This window comes from Gordonia polyisoprenivorans (assembly GCF_017654315.1).
GTDB lineage: Bacteria > Actinomycetota > Actinomycetes > Mycobacteriales > Mycobacteriaceae > Gordonia > Gordonia polyisoprenivorans_A.
The window spans coordinates 5,036,105-5,062,254 of sequence record NZ_CP072203.1; the positions used below are offsets into that span (position 1 = coordinate 5,036,105).

Consider the following 26,150-nt stretch of genomic DNA (forward strand, 5'->3'; position numbering starts at 1 on the left):
GCCAGCCGAGCAAGGGCGCGAGACCATGACATTACGAGTCGGCTCGACCTTCGCCGGATACACCGTGCTCGCCCCACTCGGCGCCGGCGGTATGGGCGAGGTCTACCTGGTGGAGCATCCACACCTGTTGCGGCGCCAGGCGCTGAAGGTCATCTCGCGTCTCGGGGCGGGTAACGACGAGTTCGCTCGACGCTTCCTCCACGAGGCCCGCACCGCCGCCGCCCTGGATCATCCGGGCATCATCACGGTGCACGACTTCGGGATCGTCGACGAGACACCGTGGTTCACGATGAGTTACATCGATGGTGCCGACCTGAGCGCCGCGGACCTCACCCCCGACGAGGTCGTGCACATCGTGAGCCGCGTCGCCGACGCCCTCGACCACGCCCACAACCAAGGAGTGGTGCACCGCGACATCAAGCCCGCGAACATCGTCGTGACCCGTGCGGCGTCAACACAGGAGATCGACCGGGTCATCGTCCTGGACTTCGGGATCGCCAAGCTCGCCGACGGCAATGCCACACCACTGACCGCGACCAACGCCATCATCGGCACCCTGGCCTACTGCGCGCCCGAGATCATCGAGGGCGGCGCCGCGACCGCACGCTCGGATCAATACTCCCTGGCGTGCACGGCCTATCAGCTCCTCACCGGCACCACACCGTTCCACGCGGCCGAGCCCGCCGCCCTGATCCGCGACCATCTGGCCCGGCCCGCCCCCGCACTCGGCCTCGCCCATCCCGACCTCGCCGGGCTCGACGCGGCCTTCGCCACCGCACTGGCCAAACACCCCGAGAACCGCCACCGCGACTGCCGATCGTTCGCCGCCGCGCTCGCCGCGACGAGCACCGCAACGAACACCATCGCGTCTCCGGACCCAACGACGACGACGCTGCCCCGAGTGCCCCACACCCAGTGGCGCACTCGACCACCGCGAATCCCGCCCCCGCGGACCCCACCGCCTGGGACCCCACCACAGCGAACCCCGCCACCCGGGACCCCACCACAGCGCACTCGGCCCGCCACCGACGCCCGGCCCCGACCGCCCACTCCGATCCCACAGGCGCCAACCCCGCCCACTCCGATCCCGCCGCCGGCTCCCGCACGACGCACCGGCGGAACCACCGCCAGGCTCTGCGCCGCGATCCTCGCCCTTGCCGGCGTCGCGATGGTCGCCGGAAGTCTGCTCGGCTGGGCGACGATCTCGTTCACCGACACCACCGGCCGGCAACGGAGTTACACCATCAGTGGACTCGGCACCGTCGACCACGGTGGTGCCGCGGGGGACTTCGATCCGCTCTCCGTCGCGCACTACACCGCAGCGGGCATGCCGACGGTCATCTGCGGGGCGCTACTCGTACTCGCCGCGGGTGCGCTCTGCATACGCCGACTGGTGATCGTCGGCGCACGGCATCGACCCAGCCCGCTCGCTTCACTCCCAGCGCTGCACCGATTCAGCCCGCCCGCTTCGCTCCCGGCGCTGGTCGGTGTCGTCGCAGGCGGGGCCGGTGCATTCTTCGCCGCACGCGCGATCCGCGACCCGTGGCGCGCGGTCGCCTCGACCGATCCCTCGCTGACGCCGTTTCAGCAGTGGCTCGACGCGGCCACCGTCGGTCCCGGCCTGTGGATGGTGGCCGCGAGCGCCGCGGTCGGCGTCGTCGTGTCGATCGTGGCCGCGATCGTCGGCTCGCCGACCACCTCGCGTCGAGGGGCATGACAGGACGAGGAGCATGACAGGATTGCGTCATGTCGGAAATCTCCGTCCCGTCCGGGATCGACGAACGGCAGTGGTGGATTCGACTCCTGCGGTTGGGCTTTGCGGCCCTGGGTGCGGCGGCGTTGATCCTGTTGCCCATCCGGCAGGCCGACGTCGACGGTTTCACCCTTGGTAACTACCTGAGCTACTTCACAGTGCTGTCGAACATCGCCGCCGTCTGCGTGTTGACGATCGGTGCCGCATTCGCACCGGAATCCGTTGTGTGGCAATGGATCAGGGGTGCAGCCACCACATGCATGGCGATCACCGGGATCGTCTACGCCCTGCTGCTCTCGGGCATCGACGTGAACCTGAACATCGAGTGGATCAACTCGGTGCTACACCGTGTGCTGCCGGTGGTCCTGCTCGTCGACTGGATCATGGTGCGACCGCGCCGCCTACCCGCGTGGAGTTGGTGGAGTTGGCTGGCCATCCCCTTGGTCTACGGCGTGTACACACTCACGAGGGGAACCGTCGTCGACTGGTATCCGTATCCGTTCATCGACCCGCGCACACAGGGGTACCTGTCCATGACGATGTCGATGATCGTCATCGTCATCGGGATGGCCGGGCTCGCGTTCGCCGTGTCCTGGCTCGGGACGCGGCTGCCGTGGCGAACGGCCGAATCCACCGGGTGACGGACACCCCACCCGCACCGGACCTCCCGAGCGCGGACCGGCGCCTTTCGCGCGCACCCCGACATGTGCCATCGTTGTGACCATCGACACAACATCGGCAGCGCACCCGGATCCTCGCCACCGGACTCCCGGCCGACAGGTCATCGCAGCGTCCTGGCGGCGATCGGCGTTGTCCGGAATCCGCCCCGACCGAGATGTACTGCCCGCGCCGGTCGACATCTCGTCGGCCGACCCGCTCCTCGACGCCGCCCGGCCCGTCCTCGACGACGCCGCCTCGCGGATCGTCGGCAGCGAGATGTCGCTACTGCTCGTCGACCACGAATGCCGCATGGTCTCCCGCGTCACCGGCGGCACCACCATCGAGCGCGCTCTCGACGGCGCAGGCGCGGCCAGCGGGGTGCCCTTCGGCGAAGCCGCGGTCGGCACCACCGCGCTCGGCACGCCCGCCGAGATCCGTCGCGGCGTGATGGTCAACAGCTCCGAGCACTACCTCGAGAAGTTCAAGCGACTCAGCTGCTTCGGTCAGCCGATCATCCATCCGGCCACCCGACGCCTCGTGGGCAGTCTGTGCATGACCGAGGTCGCCGACAACACCAACCCGTTGGCGGTGCCGTTCGTCAACGGCATCGTCGCCGACATCGCCGATCGGCTCCTCGATCGCTCCCGTTCACATCAACGACGGGTGCTCGACGCATTCCAGCGCGCCGCCCCGCGACGCGATGTCGCCGTCGCCGCCATCGGTGACGACATCCAGCTCACCAATACCCTTGCCGCCGAACTACTCTGCGCGTCCGACTTCGGCGCGCTGCGGGCCGTGGTGGCCGACCCGGCACTGCACCCGACCACGCTGTCGCTGACCCTGACCGGCGGGACCGGCGTGGAGATCCTCGTCGAACCGGTGGCGGGAACCCACGGAGCGGCACTGTTCCACCTGCGGCCGCTGACCGTCGGAGCCACCTCGACCCCCACCCCCACCCGCCCGGCCTCGGTGGCCGCGGGCATCGCGATCACCGGTGAGCCGGGTACCGGACGCAGCACGACGGCCCGGGCGCTGGCCGCCGACCTCGGCGGCGGTCACCGACCACCGATCGTCGTCGACATCGCCGACGCCCTCATCGACGGCACCGCGCCGGACATCGCAGCGGTGCTCGCCCGGTGCCGCGCGGAGTCGGTGGCGCTGGTCGTCGACGGCGCCGAACTCCTCGACGACCGGTCGCTGACCCTGCTGCGCCATGCCGCGGGCCGGGCGACACCGGCCGCGCCGGTGATCGTGGTGACCGGTCCGCCGGCGCAACTCGGCGCCGGGGCCGCGGCTCTCATCGGGCACTGCCCGCGTCGGGTGGACCTGCCGCCGCTGCGCCAGCGCAGCACCGAGCTCGCCGCGATCGCCAGTGGCATCGTCGCCGACCTCGCACCGGACACCGCCCTGTCGAGCGGGGCCACCGACTGCCTGCTCAGTCAGGAGTGGCTGGGCAACCTCACCGAGTTGGTGTCGGTGCTCGACGAGGCGGTGGCCACCTGCCGATCCCGCTCGGCGCGCACGATCGAGGTCGCCGACCTCCCCGAGCGGTACCGCACCACGAGCCGCGCCGCGCATCTCGCCGGTCGCGAACAGGCCGAGCGTCAGGCGATCATCGACGCGTTGGAACGCTGCTCGCACAACAAGGTTCAGGCCGCCCGGGAACTCGGGATCTCCCGGACCACGCTGTACGCGCGGATGCGGGCGCTCGGGATCTGAGCCAGAACACCACATATTCCCGGGAACGTCGGCCTACCCGGTGATCTCGCTCCCGCCGTTGTGCAGAGCGTGACGAGCGAGGACTGTGATGAGATCGGTCTGGGTCACGATGCCGACGATGGCCGGCCCGTCGAGCACCGGCACCGCGTCAAAGCCACGTTCGGCGAGCTGGGGTAGCAACGCGGCGATCGGCGTATCCCGATGTGCCACCGGCAGATCCGTGGTCATGATGTCGATGGCACACACCTCCTGAGCGGCGAATACCTCCGGGGTGCCGCGCATAACCGAAGCGGTCGGCGTGAGTCCGGACTCGATGAGATCGATCTGGAACACCACTCCCTCGTACGCGCCGTCGGCGCCGACGACCGGTAGCGAGGTGAATCCGTGCTCACCGAAGAGGTGCGCGAGTTCCGCGCGCCCGGTCCGGGGAGCGACCGTCACGAGGTCCCGGGACATCACCGACGCCACCTCCACCGGGCCGGTGACGTGCCCGGCCGCCTGCAGTTCGGCGGCTCCGACCAGTCGCGCGAGGTCGGCGACCCCGAGGTTCAGTGACTGCTGATAGCGCGCCAGGATGTCGGCGAGTTCGTCCTCACGGAGTCCCACCCGTTCGGCGGGGTCGGCAACCGGATCGAACTGCCGGAACGGGTAGCGACGCCCGGTGAGCCGACCGAATGCCACGGCGGTCACCACCAGCAGCACGGCGCCGACGGCGACCGGTGCCAGGGCGAAACGGAATCCGAGCTCACGCACGGTGTCGGGCGCCAGAGCCGCACTCATCGCCACCGCACCCGCAGGCGGATGCACTGCCCGACACAGGATCATCGCCGCGACGGCCGCCCCGACCGCCAACGCCACCCGTACCGTGGGCTCGTCGACGACGAGCGTGATCCCGACGCCGACCACCGCCGAGACGACGCTGCCGACGACGACTGCCCACGGCTGGGCAAGTGGGCTGTTGGGCGCGGCGAACACGAGCACCGTCGTCGCACCGAACGGCGCGATGAGATACATCCCGAGGTGCAGATCCACCCCGGAGGACAGCATCACGACGCCGAGCACGCCGAGACCGAGACACGATCCGAGCCCTGCGCGCAGCGCCTCACGCGGCGAACCCGCGCCGGTCGGCGGCCCGAGCCCGTGCGCAGCTCGCCCGAGGGCACCGGTGATCCTCGACAGCATCGTCGACCTCCGCCGGATGAGGTGAATGTGACCTCATCACGCTAGGTCAACGGCTCTCCGGCGCCGAGGTCGGCACCTGTACAGCACGGTGTTCAGTTTCTGTACATCTCGCTCGACCCATGCGGTGGCAGAAATAGAAGCAGGACCGAATATGACCCCCGTCACAAATGATCGTCATTGATGACACCGCCATGTTCGCCCCTTCCTCACCACTGAGTCGAGCAGGAGACCTCATGACCGCCGTCGCAACCGACCTCCTCCCCCGGATACGGGATTTCATCTCGTCGGAGAAGAAGATGCTGATCGGGGGTGACTGGGTGTCGGCGGAGTCCGGGCAAACGTTCGAGACCATCGATCCCGCCACCGCCCGCCCCATCACCAGCGTCGCCCACGGCGGTGCCGCCGACATCGACCGTGCGGTGCGCGCGGCCCGTGCCGCGTTCGACGAGGGCGCGTGGGTCCGGATGAAGCCCAACGAGCGGGAACGTCTGCTGTGGCGGGTGGGTGACATCCTCACCGAACGCGCCGAGGAATTCGGCCAGCTCGAGGCACTCGACAACGGCAAGGCCGCGACCATCGCGACCGCCGTCGACACCAACTGGTCGGCCGACATCTTCCGCTACAACGCGGGTCTGGCCACCAAGATCACCGGCTCGACCGTGAACGTGTCGATGCCGTTCGTCCCGGGCGGCGAGTTCCACGCGTACACGCTGCGCGAGCCGGTCGGGGTCTGCGGACTCATCGTGCCGTGGAACTTCCCGCTGCTCATGGCGGCGTTCAAGCTGGCACCCGCACTCGCCGCCGGTAACACCGTGATCCTCAAGCCGGCCGAGCAGACCCCGCTCACCGCCCTGCTGCTCGGTGAGGTCTTCCAGGAGGCGGGCTTCCCGCCCGGCGTGGTCAACATCGTCACCGGCTTCGGCGATGCGGGCGCGGCACTCTCGGCGCACGACGACGTCGACAAGATCGCCTTCACCGGTTCGACCGAGGTCGGCAAGAAGATCGTCGACGCCGCCAAGGGCAACCTGAAGAAGGTATCGTTGGAACTCGGCGGCAAGAGCCCCAACATCGTGTTCGCCGACGCCGACTTCGAGAAGGCCGTCGCCGGGTCGGTGGCCGCGTGGATGTTCAATCACGGCCAATGCTGCGTCGCCGGTACCCGCCTGTTCGTCGAGCGCCCCATCTTCGACGACTTCACCGCCGCCGTTGCCGAGGCCGCCTCGCAGGCCAAGATCGGACCGGGTCTGGACCCCACCACCGAGCTCGGACCGCTGGTCAGCCAGGAGCAGTTCGATCGCGTCTCCGGATATCTCGCGGCCGGTCTCGCCGACGGAGCTCGCGCCCTGACCGGCGGAAAGCGTTGGGGCAATGAGGGTTTCTTCATCGAGCCGACCGTCTTCGTCGACGTCGAACCGGACTTCTCGATCGTGCGCGAGGAGATCTTCGGCCCCGTCGTCGCCGCCCTGCCCTTCGACGCCGACACCGGCGTTGCCGCGGCGGCCAACGATTCCATCTACGGTCTGGCCGCCGGGATCTGGACCCAGGACCTGTCCAAGGCCCACAAGACCGCCCGGGCGATCAAAGCCGGCTCGGTGTGGGTGAACCAGTACAACGGCTTCGACACCGCGATGCCGTTCGGCGGCTACAAGCAGTCCGGGTGGGGCCGCGAGCTCGGCGGCTCGGCGATCGATCTGTACACGCAGACCAAGGCCGTCAACGTCGCTCTCTGACAACAGCTTTCCCTCCCCATCAATTTCATCACTCACATAGGAGTAGTCGATGACCATCACCACCAAGGCCGCCGTCCTCACCGGCCCGGGCAAGCCCTTCGAACTCGTCGAACTCGACCTCGATGAGCCCCGCGAGGGTGAGGTACTCATCAAGTACACCGCCGCGGGACTGTGCCATTCCGACCTGCACCTGACCGATGGCGACCTACCGCCGCGCTATCCGATCGTGGGCGGTCACGAGGGTTCGGGCATCATCGAGGCGGTCGGCCCCGGTGTCACCAAGGTCAAGGTCGGCGACCACGTGGTCTGCAGCTTCATCCCGAACTGCGGCACCTGCCGCTACTGTTCGACCGGCCGGCAGAACCTCTGCGACATGGGCGCCACCATCCTGGAGGGCTCCATGCCCGACGGATCGTTCCGATTCCATTCCGGCAAGGATGATTTCGGTGCGATGTGCATGCTCGGCACCTTCTCCGAGCGGGCCACCATCAGCCAGCACTCGGTGGTCAAGGTCGACGACTGGCTGCCGTTGGAGAAGGCGGTCCTCGTCGGCTGCGGCGTCCCGTCGGGCTGGGGCACCTCGGTCTACGCGGGCGGGGTACGCGCCGGCGACACCGTCGTCATCTACGGCATCGGCGGCCTGGGCATCAACGCCGTGCAGGGTGCGGTCTCGGCCGGCGCCAAGTATGTCGTCGTCGTCGATCCGGTTGCGCTGAAGCGGGATACGGCCATCAAGTTCGGGGCGACGCATGCCTTCGCCGACGCCGAGGAGGCCGCGGCCAAGGTCAATGAGCTGACCTGGGGCCAGGGCGCCGATCAGGCTCTGATCCTCGTCGGCACCGTCGACGAACAGGTCGTCTCGAGTGCGACCGCGGTCATCGGCAAGGGCGGCACGGTGGTCATCACCGGACTGGCCGACCCCACCAAGCTGACCGTGCACGTCTCCGGCACCGACCTGACGCTGAATCAGAAGACCATCAAGGGAACTCTGTTCGGCTCGGCCAACCCGCAGTACGACATCGTCAAACTGCTGCGCCTCTACGACGCCGGTCAGCTCAAACTCGACGAACTGATCACCACCACCTACACGCTTGATCAGGTCAACGAGGGCTACCAGGATCTTCGCGACGGCAAGAACATTCGCGGAGTGATCATCCACGACAGCTGAGCAATTCGACGTCCATCGACCCGACCCGGACGCACCACGCCCCCGCTGGTGCGTCCGGGTCGTTCCATGTCGGTGATCGCCGAGACGTGGGTACGCTGATCGCGTGATCAGTCCGGGAACACTCGCCGCGGTGCGCGCCGAGCTCGGGAGAATCCGGACCAATCCGACCGACACCTTGCTGATGCTCGCCTTCAACTCGGCGATGGTGTTCGTCCTGTGGTTCGCGCTCCCGCGAACCTGGTTCTTCACCTTCACCGGCCCCGAGGGCCTTCCGTACGCACTCGCCGGCTGGATGTACGCCGACGTGTGCGCCACCAACGTGCTCGCTCCCGACCGCGAGCGGGTGTTGTCGAGCCTCGACGACCCGCGTGCCTTCGCCGAACTGTTGCGCTCCAAGGCCCTCGGGTTGTGGCTTCTGGTCGGACCGGCGTGCGCGACGCTCGCGATCATCATCTCGCTGGTGGGTAACCGCAGTTGGGTGTTCACCACCGAGGTGGTCCTCGCCGTCGCCGTCGTTCCCCTCGGAGCGTTGGCCATGACGAGCCTGGTGGGAATCATGTTCCCCTACCATCTGCGGTCGCTGCGCTGGCGATGGGAACACCGCAGGCAATTCAAACAGGTCATCCTGCGGTGGCTCGTCCTGCTGGTCCTGCCCTACACACTGTATCCGGTGGCCTTCGGATTGATCGTTGCACTGCCGGTGACGATCTGGCGTCTGTCCCGACGTCTCGGATGGGACCGCGATCTGTCCACCGTCGATTTCCTCGTCTGCGTAGCGATGGCCGTGATCATCACCGCGCTGAGGTGGACTCTGGCGCATCGCTTCGCGGTGAGCTGGGTTCGCCGCCACCGCGAGCGGGTGCGCGAGTACCTGCTCGACGTCGAGCGGGGCTGAGCCCGGTCGACGGTTTTGAGCGCCCGGTCGGCGGTTTTGAGCGCCCGGTTGGCGGATTCAGGCGGGGGTTCGCAGGGTCGCCGACACCATCTCGGTCCATGCGGCCACGACCTGCGCGCGTCGTGCGGAGTCGTCGGAGAGGGTGTCGGCCAGACCGAGACCGCGGGCGAGGTCGAGGGTGACCTGCGCGATCCGGTGCACCCGCGGATCGGTGCCGGTGGGATCGAGCATCGAGGTGGTCATGCGGTGCGCCGCGTGGGCGAACTTGTCCTCCATCGGCAGGATCAGTCGACGCAGTGCCGGGTCGGACGCGGCAGCGGCCCACACCTGCAGGGCCGCCTTGAACACCGTGCCGGTATACAGTTCGACGGCACGGTCGATCGCGGCGGCCACCCGCGCGTCTCCCTCCGGCAGTTCGGCTTTGGCCGCCGACGCCGATTCGGTCATGTCCTCGAAGATCTCCTCGAGCGCGGCGGTGATCAATGCCTCCCGCGTCGGGAAGTGGTGTTGCGCCGCGCCCCGGGACACCCCGGCGCGCTCGGCCACCGCTGCCACCGTTGCCGCCGACCACCCGTCGCGTGCCAGCGCGTCGATGGTCGCGTCGAGGAGCCGTTCCCGGGTCAGCCTCGAGCGCTCCTGTTGCGGTTCGCGCGGACCGGCCGCACGTGCCCCCGAGGTCACGGTGCCAGGCCCGCGGTGAGATCCCATGCGGGACGCCGTTTCGACAGGAACGCCGTCATTCCCTCGCGCGCCTCGTCACTGCCGAACAACGCCGCCGATTCGGCCGCCCGTCGCTGTGCGTCGCGATCGAAGGCCGCCAGTATCGGCGCCGTGGTGAGTTCCTTCGACGCGGCCAGTCCTTGCGGCGAGGCCTTGCCGATACCTCTCAGCACGGCGCCGAGCGTGGCGTCGAGGTCGTCGACACCGTTGTGCGCCTGCGTGATCAGTCCGATGCGTTCGGCGACGGCGGCGTCGAACGTCTCACCGGTGAGGTAGTAGCGGCCCGAGGACCGTGCGGTCATCTTCGGCAGCAGCACCACCGAGATCACCGACGGCGCCAAACCCAGCCGCGCTTCGGTGAGCGCGAAACTGCATGCGGGACCGGCGAACACCATGTCACAGGCGCCGATCAGCCCGAGCCCGCCGGCCCGCACGTGCCCGTCGATGCGGGCGATGACCGGTTTACGCAGTTCCAGGATCGTCCGGAGTACCCCGAGCATCGCCTCGGTCCCGGCCGCCGACGCCTCTTCCACACTCGTACCGCGAGCCAGCGCCTCGCCGAGATCGGCTCCGGCACAGAACGTGTTGCCGGTGTGGGTGAGCACCACCGCGCGTACGCCGGGGTCGCCCCCGGCGTGGACGAGCCCGTCGAGGAGCTGGGCGACGAGGGCGGTGCCCAGGGCGTTACGGTTCGCCGGCGAGTCCAGGGTGAGGGTGGCGATGCCGTCCTCGATCACGCGGTGGACGACTTCGGTCTGCTGCTCGGTCACGTCGGGTCCTTCGTCGGCGGTGTCGGTCGGGGTTCGGTGTCTCGTTCGGGGCGTGTCCGGGTCAGTACGACTTGGGCAGACCCAGGCTGGTCTGGGACACGAAATTGAGGATCATCTCACGACTGACAGGGGCGATCCGGGCGATCCGGGCCAGCGACAGCATCGGCGCGAGACCGTATTCGGTGGTCAACCCGTTCCCGCCGAGCGAGTGCACCGCGTGATCGACGATCTTCACACACGCCTCCGCCGCTGCGTACTTCGCCATATTCGCCGGTTCGGCCGCACCCCAGTCATCCCCCGAGTCGTAGAGCGTGGCGGCCTTCTGCATCATCAGTTTGGCCATCTCCAGCTCGATCTTGCCCTGCGCCAACGGATGTGCGATCGCCTGGTGCGCGCCGATGGGGGTTTTCCACACGGTGCGATCGGTGACGTACTCGACCGCCTTGCCCAGCGCGAAACGTCCCATCCCGATCGCCGACGCCGCACCCATGATCCGCTCCGGGTTCAGCCCGGCGAACAACTGACTCAGGGCGGCGTCCTCGGAGCCGACGAGTGCATCCGAGGGCAGCCGGACGTCGTCGAGGTAGAGCAGGAACTGCTTCTCCGGGTTCTGCAGTTCCATGTCGATCTGCTTGTACTCGAAGTTGGGTGTGTCGGTCGGCACGATGAACAGCGACGGCTTGAGGTTGCCGGTCTTGGCGTCGGTGGTGCGTCCGACGATGAGGACCGCCTGTGCCTGGTCGACCCCGGAGATGTAGATCTTGCGACCGTTGAGGATCCAGTCGGAGCCGTCACGGCGTGCGGTGGTGGTGATGTGGTGCGAGTTGGATCCGGCGTCGGGTTCGGTGATACCGAATGCCATCGTGATCGAGCCGTCCGCCAGGCCCGGCAGCCACCGCTGCTTCTGTTCGTCGGTGCCGAAGCGGGCGATGACGTTGCCGCAGATGGCCGGTGACACGACGAGCATCAGCAGACCGGTGCCCGCGGCGGCGATCTCCTCCATCACGATCGACAGCTCGTACATGCCGGCACCGCCGCCGCCGTACTCCTCGGGCAGGTTGACCCCGATGAAACCGAGTTTGCCTGCCTCACGCCACAACTCGTCGGTCTTGCGTCCCTCGCGAGCGCACTCCCGGAAGTACTCCTGGCCGTACTTGCCGGCCAGACCGGCGACCGCTGCGCGCAGTTCGGCCCGCTCGGGGCTTTCGATGAAACTCATGGCGTGTTCCCCTCGGTGGATTCGATCGGTGTGATGGTGTTGTCGGTACTGGTGTTCTCTGGGCCGGTGTTTTCTGGGCCCGTCTCCTCGCCGATGACGGCGAGCACGTCGCCGACCGCGAGCTGACGGCCGGGTTCGACGGCCAGCGTGGTGACGACGCCGTCGGCGGGCGCGGAGATGGTGTGTTCCATCTTCATCGCCTCCAGCCAGATCAACGGCTGTCCGGCGGTCACCCGATCACCCTCGGCGACAGCCACTCTGATCACCGCACCCGGCATCGGCGCCAGCAGCGATCCCGGGCGTTGCACGGCGGTGGGATCGATGAATCGTGGCGCACGGCGCAGATGCACCGACCACCCGGGGCCGTCGACGAAGACCTCGTCGGAATCTGCTCCGGTCCGATCGGTCCCGCCGCGGTACCGGGACACGCGCAGTTCACGCCGCAGGCCGGTGCGGTCGGTGAGCACGACGGCCTCGGGCGTGGCCGCGAGCACCGAGAACTCCGGCGCATCCGGCAGCTCGATACCGTTGCGACCGTTGCGGTACCGGACCCGGACCTCGGTGTCGTCGGCGCGCAGATAGGTCTTGGTCTGATACCCCGAGGCCATGTTGCGCCACCCTGAGGGCAGGCTCGCCTGCACCCGGGCGGCAGCGCGGTTGGCCGCGGCATCGGCCAGTGCGGCCGCGATGCCGGCCATGGCCACCTCGTCGTCGCCGGCCGACGACGCCGCCAGTGCGTCGAGTCCGACGGTGTCCAGATAGCCGGTGTCGGTGAGTCCGGACAGGAAGGTGGCATCGCGCAGGATGTTCACCAGCAGATCGCGGTTGGTGATCGGACCGTGGATCGTGGCGTCGGCCAGTGCACCGGCCAGCATCGCCGCCGCCCGCCCCCGGTTGGGCGCCCACGCGATGACCTTCGCCAGCATCGGGTCGTAGAAGGTGGAGATCTCCGAGCCGCCGGCAATCGACGAGTCCACCCGCACCCCCGGTCGCGACAGCGGACCGAAAGTCGTTGCGGCGTCGATACCGAACGCGTGCACCCGCCCCGACTGGGGCTGCCATCCGGCCGCAGGGTCCTCGGCGTAGAGACGCACCTCGATCGCCGCGCCGCGAGCGCGTGGCGCCTCGACGTCGAGGTGGTCGCCCATCGCGATCCGCAACTGCCACTCGACGAGATCGGTGCCCGTGGTCAGTTCGGTCACCGGATGCTCCACCTGCAGGCGGGTGTTGGTCTCCAGGAAGTAGAAACGGCCGGACTCGTCGGCGAGGAACTCGACGGTTCCGGCGCCGGTGTAGCCGATCGCCTCGACCGCGGTTCGTGCTGCGGCGTAGAGCTTCTCACGCATCGCCTCGCCCACCCGCTCGACGAGCGGCGCCGGTGCCTCCTCCACCACCTTCTGATGGCGGCGCTGGATCGAGCACTCCCGCTCCCCGACCGCCCACACCGCACCATGGGAATCGGCGAGCACCTGCACCTCGATGTGGTGTCCGCGTTCGACATACGGTTCGCAGAACACCGTCGGATCGCCGAACGCCGACTGCGCTTCGCGCCGGGCCCCGTCGACCTGCTCGGTGAGGTCGGCGAGATCGCGGACGATTCGCATGCCGCGGCCACCGCCACCGGCGGACGCCTTGATCAGCAGCGGCAGGTCGGAGTCGGCGACCGCGGCCGGATCGATGTCCCCGAGGACCGGCACACCGGCATCGGCCATCAGTTTCTTGGCGTTGACCTTGGAGCCCATCGCCGAGATCGCCGCGGGCGGCGGTCCGATCCAGATCAGGCCCGCGTCGAGCACCGCTTGGGCGAAGTCGGCGTTCTCCGAAAGGAATCCGTAACCCGGATGAACAGCGTCGGCGCCCGCGGCGCGGGCGGCGGCGATGATCTTCTCGCCCTGCAGATACGTCTGGGCCGAGGTCGATCCGGGCAACCGGACCGCCACGTCGGCGGCGCGGACATGCGGTGAGCCGGCGTCGGGGTCGGAGTACACCGCGACGGTGCCGATGCCCATCGCCCGGCAGGTGGTGAACACGCGGCAGGCGATCTCGCCGCGGTTGGCGACAAGTACGCGCGAGATGGTGCCGGTCATGGCGGGCTCCACGGTCCTGTTCTGTTCTGCGGTGTCCTGTTTTGCGGTCATGAAAGTCCTCACATCCGGAAGACGCCGAAGTTCGACGTCCCCTCGACGGGTGCACTGTGGATCGCCGAGAGGCTCAGCCCGAGAATCGTACGGGTGTCACGCGGGTCGATCACCCCGTCGTCGTAGAGCATTCCGGACAGGAACGCCGGCACCGACTCCGTCTCGATCTGCGCCTCGATCATCTGCCGCATCGCCGCATCGGCGGCCTCGTCGACCACACCGCCGCGCGCCTCGGTCGCCGCGCGGGACACGATGGAGATGACACCGGCCAGTTGCGCGGCGCCCATGACCGCGGATTTCGCACTGGGCCAGGCGAACAGGAAACGGGGATCGAAGGCGCGCCCGCACATACCGTAGTGCCCGGCACCATAACTGGCGCCCATCAGCACCGACAGGTGCGGCACCGTGGAGTTCGAGACCGCGTTGATCATCATCGACCCGTGCTTGATGATGCCGCCACGTTCGTACTCCTTGCCGACCATGTAGCCGGTGGTGTTGTGCAGGAACAGAAGTGGTGTGTCCGAGCGGTTGGCGAGCTGGATGAACTGGGCCGCCTTCTGTGATTCCTGGCTGAACAGCACTCCCTGCGCGTTGGCCAGGATGCCGACCGGATAGCCATGGATGCGCGCCCACCCGGTGCACAGCGAGTTGCCGTATTCGGGTTTGAACTCGTCGAAGTCGCTGTCGTCGACAATGCGCGCGATCACCTCGCGCGGGTCGAACGGGATCTTCAGGTCGCCCGGCACGATGCCGAGCAATTCGTCGGCGTCATACCGTGGTTCGCTGACCTCGGCGACTGGCCGCGGACCGGATTTGCGCCAGTTCAGGCGGGCGACGATGCGTCGTCCGATCCGCAGCGCGTCCTGCTCGTCGGCGGCATAGTAGTCGGCCAGCCCCGACTGCCGTGCGTGCAACTGTGCGCCGCCGAGGGACTCGTCGTCACTGTCCTCACCGGTGGCCATCTTCACCAGCGGCGGCCCGCCGAGGAACACCTTCGACGCGTTCTCGATCATCACGACGTGGTCACTCATCCCCGGCACGTAGGCTCCACCGGCCGTGGAGTTGCCGAAGACGATGGCCACCGTGGGGATTCCGGCCGCCGAGAGCCTGGTCAGGTCGCGGAACATCCGCCCGCCCGGGACGAAGACCTCTTTCTGGGTCGGCAGATCCGCACCGCCGGACTCCACCAGCGAGATCACCGGCAACCGGTTGGCCAGGGCGATGTCGTTGGTGCGCAGGATCTTACGCAGCGTCCACGGGTTGGACGTGCCGCCCTTGACGGTCGGGTCGTTGGCCACGATCACGCATTCGACACCCTCGACGACCCCGATGCCGGTCACCACCGAGGCGCCGACGGTGAAGTCCGAGCCGTACGCCGCGAGCGGACACAGTTCGAGGAACGCCGAATCCTCGTCGATGAGCATCTCGATACGTTCCCGAGGGATCATCTTGCCGCGCTTGCGGTGTCGTGCGATGTTCTTCTCACCGCCGCCGGCGAGCGCCTTGTCGAGCTCGGCCTGCAGGTCGTCGAGCTTGCCGAGCAGGCCCTCCCGGTTGGTCTGATATGCCTCGCTCGCCGTGTCGAGCGTGGAACGGATCGCCGTCATCGGATGCTTCCCCTCACTGCTGGTAACCCAGTCGTTTGGCCGCCAGGCCGGTCAGGATCTCGGTGGTGCCACCGCCGATCCCGATGATTCGCATGTCGCGATACTGCCGCTCCACCTCGGTGCCGGTCATGTAACCGAGCCCACCGAAGAGCTGAACCGCCTTGTCGGCCACCCACTGTCCGGTCTCCACGGCGGTGTTCTTGGCGAAGCACACCTCGGCGATGAGGTCGTCGCCGGAGGCGATCTTGCGTTCGACGACGGCCCGGGTGTAGGTGCGGGCCACGTCGATCCGCCGGGCCATCTCGGTCAGCGTGTCCTGCACCGACTGTCGCGCGATGATCGGTTTGCCGAAGGTCTCGCGCTGCCGCGCCCAGTCCAGGGTGAGATCCAGGCAGCGTTGCGCACTGGCGTAGGCCTGGACCGCCAGCGACGACCGTTCGGTGACGAAGGCCGCGGCGATCTGGGCGAATCCCGAGTTCTCGGGTCCGACCAGGTTCTCCACCGGCACCCGTACGTCGACGAAGGACAGTTCGGCGGTGTCCGAGCAGCGCCAGCCCATCTTGTCGAGTTTGCGGGTGACGGTGAATCCCGGTGTGCCCTTGTCGATCACCAGCAGCGACACGCCGGAGGCGCCGGGGCCGCCGGTACGGACGGCGGTGACCACGAAGTCGGCGCGCACCGCGGAGGTGATGTAGGTCTTGGCGCCGTTGACCACATAGTGATCACCGTCGCGCTCGGCGCGGGTGGTCAAGTGCCCGACGTCGCTGCCGCCGCCGGGTTCGGTGATCGCGAGACTGCCGATCATCTCACCGGCCAGGGTGGGGCGAACCCATCGGTCGATTTGGGCGGGGTCTCCGGCCGCGATCAGGTGCGGCAGGGCGATGCCGTGGGTGAACAGCGACGCGAACACACCACCTGCGGCACCCGCGTAATGCAGTTCCTCGCCGAGGATCGAGGCGTCGACGAGATCGCCGCCACTGCCACCGACCTCCTCGGGTATGCCCAGCCCGAACAGGCCGAGTTTGGCCGCCTCCCGGTGGATCTCGCGCGGGATCTCGCCCGTCTTCTCCCACTCGTCCTGGGCGGGAAGGACATGACGGTCCACGAAGCCACGCACGGTCTCCCGTAACGCGCGTCGTTCATCGCTGTCCCAGAGGTCACTGGTGATCGGCATGTGTTCAGTCCTGAGCGGTTGTTGTCGGGCTGGTGGAATTCTCGAGGAACCTCAACGGAATCGGCACCGGCCGCGAGCGCAGCCACTCACCCATCCCCTTGGCCTGCGGATCAAAGCGCACGTTGTCGGCGACCCCACGTCCGAGCACTCCCTCGATGACGAAGTTGACCGCGAGTAGGTTGGGTAGCCGATAACGGCGCACCGTGAGGCCGGCAACCTCGGGCAGCAGTGTGGTCAGCAGGTCGGTGTCGAGTGTGGCGTCAAGCCACTCGAAATGGTCCGGATCACGCACCCACACACCGATGTTCGCGCTGCCGCCCTTGTCGCCGCTGCGCGCTCCGGCCAGGGTACCCAGCGGCATCATCCCGGTGGGCTCGGGATCGGCTGCGGCGCCGCCGGGCGCGCGGTTGACCGGCTCGTCGCCCTCGACAGCCGTGCGCAGCGGGCTGGGTTCGATGCGCTCGACCACGCCGTCGGGCAACGCAACCCGATGCTCGATGACCGCAGCGTCGACATAACCGGGTTCGAACACCCCGTACGGAGAACCGTGCCCGGGCGGTGCGGTCATGCTGAATCCGGGGTAGCTGGCCAACGCCAGTTCGACAGCACCCGAGGAGAATCCCCGGCCCACCGTGGCAGCGTCGGGGTCGCGGGCGACACAGCGCAGCAGTGCCGAGGCCTGCTCCTCGGTGGTGGCATCGTCGCGGTCGAGTCGCGAGAGCTCCCAGGTGATCTGTTCGGGCTCGGTGGGCAGCGCCGCGAGGAATTGACTTTTGAACAGCTCCGCCTTGGCCTCGATGTCGAGGCCGGTGAGGATCATGGTGATCTCGTTGCGCACGCCCGCAAGATGATTGAGCGAGACCTTGGTGGTCGTCGGTGGCGCCTCACCACGGACCCCGGTGATCGCCACGCGGTCCTGGCCTTGCTGGGCGAGGGTGATGGTGTCGAGCCGGGTGGTGACGTCCGGGCCGAGGTAGCGCGGTCCGCCGACCTCGTACAGCAGTTGCGCGGTCACCGTTCCCACGGTCACCGCACCTCCGGTCCCGGCATGTTTGGTGATGACCGAGGAACCGTCGGCGGCGATCTCGGCGATCGGGAAGCCCAGATGCCCGGCACGCGGCGAGTCGGCGAGGCCGAGTTCGGTGAAGAACGCGTAGTTGCCGCCGGTGGCCTGGGCGCCGCATTCGATGACATGTCCGGCCACGACCGCGCCGGCGAGTGCGTCGAGGTCGTCGTATCCCCAGTCGAAGGCGCTCGCGGCCGGGCCGACGGTGAGCGAGGCGTCGGTGACCCGGCCGGTCACGACGATGTCGGCGCCGGCGTCGAGTGCGGTCTTGATGCCGAAGGCGCCGAGATAGGCGTTGGCGGTCAACGGTGTTCCCAAGTTCAGCTCGGCGGCGCGGTCGACCAGGTCGTCGCCGTCGACGAAGGCCACGCCGACGTTCACGCCCACCTTCTCGGCGAGTTCCCGCAGGGCGACGGCGAGTCCGTGCGGATTGAGACCACCCGCGTTGGACACGATGCGCACGCCCTTGTCGACGGCGAGGCCGAGACACTGCTCCATCTGACGCAGAAATGTCTTGGCGTAGCCGGTGTTCGGGTCTTTGAGACGATCGCGGCCGAGGATGAGCATGGTGAGCTCGGCGAGGTAATCGCCGGTGAGGTAGTCGAGTTCACCGCCCTCGAGCATCTCCCGCATCGCCGAGAAGCGATCGCCGTAGAAACCCGACGCATTACCGATACGGACTGGATTGGGAGTCATCTATCGACCTTCCGTCGAGGGAGCGGGGGCACCGAGGGCTCCCGCCCGGCGCCGGGCGGCCCGGCGAAACATTGTGCGATCGTGGACCATTCACGGGCGTTGTCACCGACGATCTCGAGGTCGAGGTCGGCCGGGGCACGACGCTGGGTGACCAGTTCACAGAAGTCGACGGCCGGGCCGCGCACCACATCGGTGGCGTCGGCGGGCCCCCATGTCCACAGCGCCCCCGACGGAGCGGTGATCTCGAAGCGGAACGGTGTGGCCGGAGGCGTTCTCCCGTTGACGACATAGGCGAAATCGCGAGTGCGTACCCCGATGTGCACGACCGCCTTGATGCGGTCGGTGGGCGCAAGGCGCACGCCGAGCGCATCGGCGACGTCGAGGCCGTGCGCCCACGTCTCCATCAGCCGAGCGGTGGCCATCGAGGTCGCCGACATGGGCGGGCCGAACCACGGGATCTTCGTCCCCTCGGGCACCGCGAGCAGCGCGCGCTCCAGCGACTCACGTGCCGTCCGCCAGTGCGCGAGGAGGTCGGCGGGAGACATCTGCGCCCCCTGCTCCGCGGCCGCGTCGACGAAGCCGGCTGGATCCTTCATCGCCTCGCGGGCGATCTCGGCGAACGCCGCCGGATCGGTGGCGGCGACCGCGGCCACCTCATCGGTCCACCCCAGATGCGCGATCTGGTGGGCGATGGTCCACCCGGGCGCGGGTGTGGGGGTCGAGAAGGCCTGGCCATCGAGGTCGGCGACCAGGTCATCGAGTTCGGCAGAGGCGGCGGCGAGGTCGGCGACGACCTCTTGCACGAGCGACATGCGACCAGCGTCACACGTCGGCGCCAAAAAATCAAGCACGCATGATTGTTTTCCTGCGACAGCGCTCTTCCCCTCGCCGACAGCGCTCTTCCCCTCGCCGACAGCGCTCTTCCCCTCGCCGACAGCGCCCGCCAGATCCGCGACAGCGCCCGCCAGATCCGCGACAGCGCCTTCCTCCTCGCCGACGGCGCCCGCCAGATCCGCGACGGCGCCTTCCTCGCCGATTCGCCACCCCTTCGCGACCTGCGTCACAACGGGCGAATGCCACACGGACGTCGCCGAGATCGGGTGATAGGACTGAGCGATGACCGATCTGTCACCCAGCTCCACGACGGTTCACGACCCGCTGTCGGTGTTTCATGTCGGCAACCTGACGGTGTCCGGAACCCAGGTGAGCGCGCAACAACAACTGTGCGCACGGTTCGCCGACCACCGGGGCCGGATCGACCTCCCGGCGTTCGGGGTCCTGTTCGACCACATCGGCGGAATCCCCTTCCACCTCGCGGGCGCGCGGTCCGGCGCGCTGAGCATGCAGGCGCGGCTGACCATGTCGACACTCGGCCACGTCGACGTCGACGACCGACTCACCTGCGACGCGGAGACCGCGATGCACGACGATCACACCGGCGTGACCCCGGTGCAGATCCGGACCGAGTCCGGCCGGCTGTGCTGTATCGGGACGGCACGGAACATGCGCGTCGGGCGGGCGTCCACCGACGGCACGACCGAAACCCCGCTGCACGACGTCCCTAATTGCGCTGACGCCCACGGCGTTCGACTTCCGGAGGCAATACCACCCACACTCGACGGGCGCGACGTGGTTGCCCAGATCTCTGCCCGGGTGCGCGACGCCGGCCCGCTGACCACCCTGCTCAACGGTGGCGTCGATCTCGTCGGCGACGACGGCGCCGTTCGGTTCACGGCGACCACCGAGCCATGGATGGGCAATCTCTTCGGCACGATGCACGGCGGCGTCATCGCCACCATCGTCGGACAGGCCTTCTCGTTCGCCGGACAGGCGCTGACCCCGGCCGGCGGCGAGTATCGCGTCGCCGACATGTCGGTCGGGTTCTTCCGGTCACCCGCGGTGCACGGCGGGGACGTCATCGTCGAGGTGACCCCGGTCAAGACGGGGCGTCGCGTCGCAGCCTTCGCCGCACGCATGACCGCACACGACGGATTGTTGCTTTGCGAGGGCGTCGCCGACGTCCACTTCCGCTGACCTCAACGCACACGACGGGACCTTCGCGCCGTTGTCGGCGTATGGTCGCACTGCTATCGTTTGGTACGAAAGGGGCTGATGTTACCAATGTTGCAGATGAAATTCACTCACCGACGCGCCGCCATCGGCGCATGTCTGACCCTCGGAGCATGCGCGATCGCTCCACTGGCTGCGGGCACCGCTGCCGCGGCCCCACAGACCACCCCACAGGACGTCCGCACCCTCGACGCGTCGCAGCAGACACCGACCATCGGAGTCAGCCGCACGGGCGCGATGCCAACCGGCGCGTTCGTCGCTCCGCTCGCGGCAGCGGCAACCGGCACGGACTCAACCGTCGTCTGGCTCGAACCCATGCCCAAGGACGCCTGCGCAACCTCGCTCAGCGACGCGAAAGTGGCTGTGAGCTGGAAGAACACCTCGGCTCGCACCAGCGACGATGCCACCTTCCCGGCATGCTCGGCGGGCAAACCCGCACTCAGCCCGGAGCTGAAGACCGGCCCGGGCACCCTGGAATTCACGGTGACCGTGCTCGGCAAGGGCGGCGACACCTTCACCCTCTCCCCCGGAACCGCGACGATCCAGCGCTGATACCTCACCCGACGGCGCTCTCGGCACGTCCGAGGGCGCCGTCGGCGTCAGCAAGGGCGCTGTCGGCACGTCCGAGGGCGCCGTCGGCGTCGGAGAGGGCGCCGTCGGCGGGTTGCGGCGGAACCGCACCACGATCCAGTAGACAATTCTGGAAATCTGTAAACACCGCGGTGGAACACGTTCTAGATTTGGGGCATGGCCGAGACCGTGACCCAGCTCCTCCTCGAACGCGCCGACGACGACAATGTCGCCATCATCGACGACCACATTCGCCGGACGTGGCGCGATCACATCGCCGACGCCCGCCGAATGGCCTCGGCGGTGCTCTCCCTCGCCGACCCGCAGCGGCCGATGCACGTCGGCACCCTGCTCGGGAACACCCCGACCATGTTGACCGCGCTGGCCGCCGGGGCCCTCGGCGGCTACGTCACCGCCGGCATCAACAACACGCGCCGCGGCGAGGCGCTTGCCGGCGACATCGTCCGCGCCGACTGCCAGATCCTGCTGACCGACGCCGAACACCGCGATCTCCTCACCGGACTCGAGCTGCCCGGGGTCACCGTCCTCGACACCTCCGGCGAGGAATGGACGCGTCGCGCCGACGCGGCCGGCGAGTTGGTTCCGTACTCGACGCCGGGCGCGATGGACCCGTTCATGCTCATCTTCACCTCCGGAACGAGCGGTAATCCCAAGCCGGTTCGGCTGGCGCACATGCTGATTCCCTTCGCCGGCCCGCCACTGGTGGACAAATTCGGCATCACCTCCGACGACATCTGCTATCTGTCGATGCCGTTGTTCCACTCCGCCGCACTGCTCGGCGGATACAGCGTCGCCGCCTCGGCGGGCGCGGCGATCGTCCCGGCCCGCTTCTCCGCGTCGACCTTTCTCGACGACGTCCGCCGCCACGGCGTGACGTTCATGAATTACGTCGGCAAACCGCTCGCATACATCCTCGCCACCCCCGAACGCCCCGACGACGCCGACAATCCGCTGCGCGCCGCCTTCGGCAACGAGGCCACCGATCAGGACATCGCCGACTTCGCCCGGCGTTTCGATTGCAGCGTCTGGGACGGTTACGGGTCGAGCGAGCTCGCCATCATCGTCACCCGTGAACCCGGCACCCCGACCGGCTCCATCGGCAAGGGCTTTCCCGGTGTGGCCGTGTACGATCCGGCCACCACCACCGAATGCGCACGCGCACGCTTCGACGCGGGCGGCGCCCTCATCAACGCCGACGAGGCCATCGGTGAACTCGTGAACACCTCGGGCGCAGGCATGTTCACCGGGTACTACAACGACGAGGCCACCACCGGCGAACGGCTCCGCGACGGCATGTACTGGTCGGGTGACCTCGCCTACAAGGACGACAACGACTGGATCTATCTGGCCGGCCGCACCGGCGACTGGATGCGCGTCGACGGCGAGAACATGACAGCCGGCCCCATCGAGCGTGTCCTGCAACGTATCCCGGGGATCAGTCAGGTCGCCGTGTACGGGGTCCCCGACGACCGGGTCGGCGACGCGGTGATGGCGGCGATCGTGCTCGACGACGACGCGACCATCGATCCCGACGAGTTCGCCACCGCGCTCGCCGCGCAACCCGATCTCTCCCCCAAGGCCTGGCCTCGATATGTGCGAATCGCCGCGACGCTCCCGACGACGGCCACCAACAAGATCGTCAAACGGCAACTGAAGTCCGAGGGTGCGGTCCCCGGCGACGGAACGCTCTGGGTGCGCCCGGCCCGCGCGCACAGCTACCACGTATCGACCGCGACCCCGACACCGGCATGACCGGTGCGGTTCCAGACACCCCGGACCCTGCCATCCCAGACCCTGCCACCCCGGACCCCGACACCGACCGTCCGCAGCTGACCGAGCTCGGCTACTATGCGCTGTCCCGGCATCCGGTGCGTCCGGCCGAACTCGTCGACGAGGCGGCGCATGCCGAACGTCTGGGCCTGGGAACGGCATTCGTCTCCGAGCGCTTCAACGTCAAGGACGCCGCGGTGTTGTGCGGTGCGCTCGCGGCGGCGACCACCCGCCTGGGTCTGGCCACCGCGGCGACCAATCACACCACCCGCCATCCGGTCGTCACCGCGACCATGGCCGCCACGCTCGACGAGGTGTCGTCGGGGCGGTTCGCGCTGGGGCTCGGGCGCGGGATCACGCCGCAGTGGCAGATTCTTGGCCTGCCGACGATCACCGGCGCAGGCATCGAGGACGCGGTCGGCGTCCTGCGCCGGCTGTGGTCGGGTGAGATGATCGTCGGCCACGACGGACCGTCCGGCTCGTATCCCCTGTTGTCCCTGGGCATCACACTCGATCCGCCACCGCCGGTGCTGCTGGTGACCATGTCGCCGAGGACGCTCGACCTCGCCGGGCGCATCGCCGACGGCGTTGTCCTGCACACCTTTCTCACCGCCGACGCCACCCGTGCCGCGGTCATCCGTGTGCGCACCGCGGCCGAGGCGGCCGGCCGTGACCCGGCGTCGGTACGCATCTGGTCGGTGCTGGCCACCGTCCCCGACGACCTCGACGCCGACGACCGATCACGCCGCTTGTACGGGCGTCTCGCCACCTATCTCCAGGGCTACCCGGAGGTGCTCGTCGGCGCGAACGGTTGGGACACCACCGATCTGGATCGCATCCGGTCCACCACCGCATTCACCGACGCCCGTGGACCGATCGACGCAAGCGCCACCGCGGCGCAACTCGATGAATTAGCCGGCGCCATCCCGGACTCGTGGGTGGCCGACTGTGCGGTCGGATCGCCACGGGCCTGTGCGGTCGCGGTCGCCGACCAGTTCGATCTCGGCGTCGACTCGGTGATCCTGCACGGCGCGGCGCCCACCGAGATCGACGACATCGTCGGCGCGTATCGCACGCTGGGACGCCGTCCACGACGCCCGCTGCCCGCCAATCCCGGCCGAGGACACCATTCATGACGTTCACCGACATCCCCACCGCCGTCGAGCACCTCACGCCGGCGCTGCTCACCGATTTGTTGGCCGACTCCGGTCACCACACCGCGGTCCGTACCGTCGAGGCCACACCGGTCGGCACCGGGCAGATGGCCGAATCCTTGCGCCTCCGAATGACGTTCGACGGGCCGACAGACCTGCCGTCGACCATGATCGCCAAACTGGCGACCGGGGATCCCGGTCAACGCGAATTCGCCTCGGGTGCGTTCCGCAACGAGGTCACGTTCTATCGCGAACTGGCCGCAGGTGTCACCGTCCCCGTCCCCGCCTGCTACGCCTCGGCACTCTCGGTGAGTTGCAGCGAGTTCGTGGTGCTGCTCGAGGACATGGGTGCGGCACGACAGGGCGATCAGATCGCCGGCTGCACCGCCGGGCAGGCCCGGGCGGTGGCCGTCGCGGCCGCCGGGCTGCACGCTCCCCGATGGAACGATCCCGCTCTGCTGCAACGCTTTCCTCTGCCCACCTCCGACGACCGTGAGCTGATGGATTCTGTCCTCGCACCGATGACCGCCCAGTACCGCGACCGGTTCCGCCCGGGTGCGGCGGAGAACGAATTGCTGGACTGGCTGGTCGAGCATGCCGGCGCCTGGCTGGTCGCACCGACCTCGCACACCGCGCTCATCCACGGTGACATGCGGATCGACAACGTGCTGTTCGGGGCGCACGGCGCGGTCACCGTCGTCGACTGGCAAACCATCACCACGGGATCGGCGTTGCGTGACATCGCCTTTCTGCTCGTCACGAGCCTCGACGTTGAGGACCGGCGCGCACACGAACGTGACATCGTCGCCGCCTACCATCGGCGTCTCGTCGCACTCGGGGTGCGCGACTACACCGCCGAGGCGTGCTGGGCGGACTATCTCGGCAATCTCATCCAGGCACCGCTGATCGTGGTGTTCGGAGCCGGTGCCGCCCGCCCGACCGCCCGCGGCGACGCCATGTTCGCCGCCATGGCGCATCGCGCCGCCGTCGCACTCGCCGACCTCGCCCCGGAGATGCCCCGGTGAGCCGGCCCGTCACTACGGTGTTCGGCGCCACCGGCTTCCTCGGGTCGCGGGTGGTCCGTCGCCTCCTGGACCAGGCGAACAGCGATCAGACGGGTACCGTGCACAACGCGGCGGTGCGTGTGATGGTGCGACCGGGCTCCGACACCTCGATGCTCGACGGCCTCGACGTCGAGACCGTCGTCGGCGAACTCGACGACGCCGACGCGGTGTCGCGAGCGATGTCGGGTGCCGCTCGAGTGATCTACTCCGTCGTCGACACCCGTGCGTGGATTCGTGGTCGGGAACCACTGTGGCGCACCAACGTCGAGACCCTGCGCGGTGTTCTCGACGTCGCGGCCCGCCACGACCTGGAGCGGTTCGTCTACACCTCGAGTATGTGCACCATCGGTCGGGTACGGGGCCGGCCGGCGTCGGAGCGCGATGCGTTCAACTGGGCCTCGACCGCGAATGCCTATGTGCTGTCGCGGGTTGCGGGCGAGCGTACGGCGCTTGACGCCGCCGGACGTGGCGTGCCGGTGGTCGCGATGTGTGTCTCCAACACCTACGGCCCCGGCGACGTCAAGCCCACCCCGCACGGCGCCTTCGTGGCCGGTGCCGCACTGGGCAAGCTGCCGTTCGGGCTGCGCGGGATGTGCGCGGAAACGGTCGGCGTCGACGACGCCGCCGAGGCACTGATCCGGGCCTCCCGCGGCGGCCGGATCGGCGAACGCTACATCGTCAGCGCCGACTACCTCGACCTCGGGGAGATCGTCCGAATCGCCGCCGACGAGGCGGGCGTCGCGCCCCCGCGACCGACGTTGCCCCGCCCGGCGATGTACGCGCTCGGCGCCGGCGGCGATCTCCGATCGCGGATCACCGGGACCCCGCAACGGTTGTCGGTGGACACGGTGCGATTGATGCACTGCATGTCGCCCATGGATCACCGGCGGGCGAGCGACGAATTCGATTGGCACCCCACCGATGTCGAGGACTCCGTGCGGGCCGCGGCCCGCTATTGGGTACGGCGTCGAGCCGCTCGAGGCGCGGTCACACGCTGATCCGTC

22 protein-coding genes are annotated in these 26,150 nt (G+C 68.5%); 12 read left to right on the forward strand and 10 right to left on the reverse strand.

Annotated features, from left to right (window positions below; genetic code table 11):
* The first annotated feature begins 25 nt into the window (after positions 1 to 25).
* From J6U32_RS22565 to J6U32_RS22575, 3 genes are all read left to right on the forward strand, one after another.
* Complete coding sequence (locus J6U32_RS22565) at positions 26 to 1,717, forward strand: serine/threonine-protein kinase (RefSeq protein ID WP_208792213.1); 1,692 nt, start codon at positions 26 to 28, stop codon at positions 1,715 to 1,717.
* A gap of 29 nt (positions 1,718 to 1,746) precedes the next feature.
* Positions 1,747 to 2,394, forward strand: a complete 648-nt coding sequence (locus J6U32_RS22570; RefSeq protein ID WP_208792214.1) for a Pr6Pr family membrane protein — start codon at positions 1,747 to 1,749, stop codon at positions 2,392 to 2,394.
* A 76-nt stretch (positions 2,395 to 2,470) separates the two neighbouring features.
* Positions 2,471 to 4,132 carry a sigma-54-dependent Fis family transcriptional regulator gene (locus tag J6U32_RS22575; RefSeq protein WP_208792215.1) on the forward strand — a complete coding sequence of 554 codons (1,662 nt, stop codon included), beginning with the start codon at positions 2,471 to 2,473 and terminating at the stop codon, positions 4,130 to 4,132.
* A 33-nt stretch (positions 4,133 to 4,165) separates the two neighbouring features.
* On the opposite strand, the gene J6U32_RS22580 is transcribed toward J6U32_RS22575, so the two are convergent.
* Positions 4,166 to 5,314, reverse strand: coding sequence for an HPP family protein (locus J6U32_RS22580; protein WP_208792216.1), 1,149 nt, complete (start codon positions 5,312 to 5,314; stop codon positions 4,166 to 4,168).
* A 233-nt stretch (positions 5,315 to 5,547) separates the two neighbouring features.
* Between J6U32_RS22580 and J6U32_RS22585 the strand changes: the two genes are divergently transcribed.
* The 3 genes from J6U32_RS22585 to J6U32_RS22595 all read left to right on the forward strand — a co-directional run bounded on the left by J6U32_RS22585 (position 5,548) and on the right by J6U32_RS22595 (position 9,107).
* Positions 5,548 to 7,044 (forward strand): aldehyde dehydrogenase family protein, encoded by a 1,497-nt coding sequence (locus J6U32_RS22585; protein ID WP_208792217.1) that lies wholly within the window; start codon positions 5,548 to 5,550, stop codon positions 7,042 to 7,044.
* Between the two features lie 49 nt (positions 7,045 to 7,093).
* Positions 7,094 to 8,212, forward strand: coding sequence for an NDMA-dependent alcohol dehydrogenase (locus J6U32_RS22590; protein WP_208792218.1), 1,119 nt, complete (start codon positions 7,094 to 7,096; stop codon positions 8,210 to 8,212).
* A 103-nt stretch (positions 8,213 to 8,315) separates the two neighbouring features.
* The gene (locus J6U32_RS22595; protein WP_208792219.1) at positions 8,316 to 9,107 is read left to right on the forward strand and encodes a hypothetical protein; all 792 of its coding nucleotides are present in this window, start codon (positions 8,316 to 8,318) and stop codon (positions 9,105 to 9,107) included.
* A gap of 57 nt (positions 9,108 to 9,164) precedes the next feature.
* On the opposite strand, the gene J6U32_RS22600 is transcribed toward J6U32_RS22595, so the two are convergent.
* The 8 genes from J6U32_RS22600 to J6U32_RS22635 all read right to left on the reverse strand — a co-directional run bounded on the left by J6U32_RS22600 (position 9,165) and on the right by J6U32_RS22635 (position 19,309).
* A complete protein-coding gene (locus J6U32_RS22600; protein ID WP_208792220.1) occupies positions 9,165 to 9,788 on the reverse strand; it encodes a TetR/AcrR family transcriptional regulator in 624 nt (207 codons plus the stop codon).
* Positions 9,785 to 10,597, reverse strand: coding sequence for an enoyl-CoA hydratase family protein (locus J6U32_RS22605; protein WP_208792221.1), 813 nt, complete (start codon positions 10,595 to 10,597; stop codon positions 9,785 to 9,787). The genes J6U32_RS22600 and J6U32_RS22605 overlap by 4 nt, the downstream gene beginning before the upstream one ends.
* Positions 10,598 to 10,658: 61 nt before the next feature.
* Positions 10,659 to 11,816, reverse strand: a complete 1,158-nt coding sequence (locus J6U32_RS22610; RefSeq protein ID WP_208792222.1) for an acyl-CoA dehydrogenase family protein — start codon at positions 11,814 to 11,816, stop codon at positions 10,659 to 10,661.
* Positions 11,813 to 13,954 carry an acetyl/propionyl/methylcrotonyl-CoA carboxylase subunit alpha gene (locus J6U32_RS22615; RefSeq protein WP_425324086.1) on the reverse strand — a complete coding sequence of 714 codons (2,142 nt, stop codon included), beginning with the start codon at positions 13,952 to 13,954 and terminating at the stop codon, positions 11,813 to 11,815. The genes J6U32_RS22610 and J6U32_RS22615 overlap by 4 nt, the downstream gene beginning before the upstream one ends.
* A gap of 8 nt (positions 13,955 to 13,962) precedes the next feature.
* A complete protein-coding gene (locus tag J6U32_RS22620) occupies positions 13,963 to 15,561 on the reverse strand; it encodes an acyl-CoA carboxylase subunit beta (RefSeq protein ID WP_208792223.1) in 1,599 nt (532 codons plus the stop codon).
* A 13-nt stretch (positions 15,562 to 15,574) separates the two neighbouring features.
* Complete coding sequence (locus J6U32_RS22625) at positions 15,575 to 16,735, reverse strand: acyl-CoA dehydrogenase family protein (RefSeq protein ID WP_208792224.1); 1,161 nt, start codon at positions 16,733 to 16,735, stop codon at positions 15,575 to 15,577.
* A gap of 4 nt (positions 16,736 to 16,739) precedes the next feature.
* On the reverse strand, positions 16,740 to 18,497 hold the full coding sequence (locus tag J6U32_RS22630) for an acyclic terpene utilization AtuA family protein (protein ID WP_208792225.1): 1,758 nt from the start codon (positions 18,495 to 18,497) through the stop codon (positions 16,740 to 16,742).
* Complete coding sequence (locus J6U32_RS22635) at positions 18,494 to 19,309, reverse strand: TIGR03084 family metal-binding protein (RefSeq protein ID WP_208792226.1); 816 nt, start codon at positions 19,307 to 19,309, stop codon at positions 18,494 to 18,496. The genes J6U32_RS22630 and J6U32_RS22635 overlap by 4 nt, the downstream gene beginning before the upstream one ends.
* A gap of 304 nt (positions 19,310 to 19,613) precedes the next feature.
* On the opposite strand from J6U32_RS22635, the gene J6U32_RS22640 reads away from it, so the two are divergent.
* Positions 19,614 to 20,531 carry a PaaI family thioesterase gene (locus tag J6U32_RS22640; protein WP_208792227.1) on the forward strand — a complete coding sequence of 306 codons (918 nt, stop codon included), beginning with the start codon at positions 19,614 to 19,616 and terminating at the stop codon, positions 20,529 to 20,531.
* Positions 20,532 to 20,627: 96 nt separating this feature from the next.
* A complete protein-coding gene (locus tag J6U32_RS22645) occupies positions 20,628 to 21,119 on the forward strand; it encodes a hypothetical protein (RefSeq protein ID WP_244332298.1) in 492 nt (163 codons plus the stop codon).
* A gap of 4 nt (positions 21,120 to 21,123) precedes the next feature.
* Here the strand turns inward: J6U32_RS22645 and J6U32_RS22650 are convergent, their stop codons facing one another.
* Entirely contained in the window at positions 21,124 to 21,285 is a 162-nt protein-coding gene (locus tag J6U32_RS22650) for a hypothetical protein (protein WP_208792229.1), read from the reverse strand.
* A gap of 29 nt (positions 21,286 to 21,314) precedes the next feature.
* Between J6U32_RS22650 and fadD1 the strand changes: the two genes are divergently transcribed.
* The 4 genes from fadD1 to J6U32_RS22670 are packed head-to-tail and all read left to right on the forward strand — an operon-like array spanning position 21,315 to position 26,144.
* Entirely contained in the window at positions 21,315 to 22,910 is a 1,596-nt protein-coding gene (gene fadD1 / locus J6U32_RS22655) for a fatty-acid--CoA ligase FadD1 (protein ID WP_208792230.1), read from the forward strand.
* Positions 22,907 to 24,064 (forward strand): TIGR03857 family LLM class F420-dependent oxidoreductase, encoded by a 1,158-nt coding sequence (locus J6U32_RS22660; protein ID WP_244332300.1) that lies wholly within the window; start codon positions 22,907 to 22,909, stop codon positions 24,062 to 24,064. The genes fadD1 and J6U32_RS22660 overlap by 4 nt, the downstream gene beginning before the upstream one ends.
* Positions 24,061 to 25,107, forward strand: coding sequence for a phosphotransferase (locus tag J6U32_RS22665; protein WP_208792231.1), 1,047 nt, complete (start codon positions 24,061 to 24,063; stop codon positions 25,105 to 25,107). Before J6U32_RS22660 ends, J6U32_RS22665 begins: the two co-directional genes overlap by 4 nt.
* The gene (locus tag J6U32_RS22670) at positions 25,104 to 26,144 is read left to right on the forward strand and encodes an NAD-dependent epimerase/dehydratase family protein (protein WP_208792232.1); all 1,041 of its coding nucleotides are present in this window, start codon (positions 25,104 to 25,106) and stop codon (positions 26,142 to 26,144) included. Before J6U32_RS22665 ends, J6U32_RS22670 begins: the two co-directional genes overlap by 4 nt.
* Positions 26,145 to 26,150: the final 6 nt, after the last annotated feature.

Bases quoted from the DNA above. Each gene is read 5' to 3' on its own strand.
- J6U32_RS22570 (WP_208792214.1), top strand. From the start codon at position 1,747: ATGTCGGAAATCTCCGTCCCGTCCGGGATCGACGAACGGCAGTGGTGG.
- J6U32_RS22615 (WP_425324086.1), bottom strand. From the start codon at position 13,954: ATGACCGCAAAACAGGACACCGCAGAACAGAACAGGACCGTGGAGCCC.
- J6U32_RS22635 (WP_208792226.1), bottom strand. From the start codon at position 19,309: ATGTCGCTCGTGCAAGAGGTCGTCGCCGACCTCGCCGCCGCCTCTGCC.
- J6U32_RS22660 (WP_244332300.1), top strand. From the start codon at position 22,907: ATGACCGGTGCGGTTCCAGACACCCCGGACCCTGCCATCCCAGACCCT.
- J6U32_RS22610 (WP_208792222.1), bottom strand. From the start codon at position 11,816: ATGAGTTTCATCGAAAGCCCCGAGCGGGCCGAACTGCGCGCAGCGGTC.
- J6U32_RS22590 (WP_208792218.1), top strand. From the start codon at position 7,094: ATGACCATCACCACCAAGGCCGCCGTCCTCACCGGCCCGGGCAAGCCC.
- J6U32_RS22565 (WP_208792213.1), top strand. From the start codon at position 26: ATGACATTACGAGTCGGCTCGACCTTCGCCGGATACACCGTGCTCGCC.
- J6U32_RS22625 (WP_208792224.1), bottom strand. From the start codon at position 16,735: ATGCCGATCACCAGTGACCTCTGGGACAGCGATGAACGACGCGCGTTA.
- J6U32_RS22630 (WP_208792225.1), bottom strand. From the start codon at position 18,497: ATGACTCCCAATCCAGTCCGTATCGGTAATGCGTCGGGTTTCTACGGC.
- J6U32_RS22585 (WP_208792217.1), top strand. From the start codon at position 5,548: ATGACCGCCGTCGCAACCGACCTCCTCCCCCGGATACGGGATTTCATC.
- J6U32_RS22580 (WP_208792216.1), bottom strand. From the start codon at position 5,314: ATGCTGTCGAGGATCACCGGTGCCCTCGGGCGAGCTGCGCACGGGCTC.
- J6U32_RS22640 (WP_208792227.1), top strand. From the start codon at position 19,614: ATGACCGATCTGTCACCCAGCTCCACGACGGTTCACGACCCGCTGTCG.
- fadD1 (WP_208792230.1), top strand. From the start codon at position 21,315: ATGGCCGAGACCGTGACCCAGCTCCTCCTCGAACGCGCCGACGACGAC.
- J6U32_RS22645 (WP_244332298.1), top strand. From the start codon at position 20,628: ATGAAATTCACTCACCGACGCGCCGCCATCGGCGCATGTCTGACCCTC.
- J6U32_RS22665 (WP_208792231.1), top strand. From the start codon at position 24,061: ATGACGTTCACCGACATCCCCACCGCCGTCGAGCACCTCACGCCGGCG.
- J6U32_RS22620 (WP_208792223.1), bottom strand. From the start codon at position 15,561: ATGACGGCGATCCGTTCCACGCTCGACACGGCGAGCGAGGCATATCAG.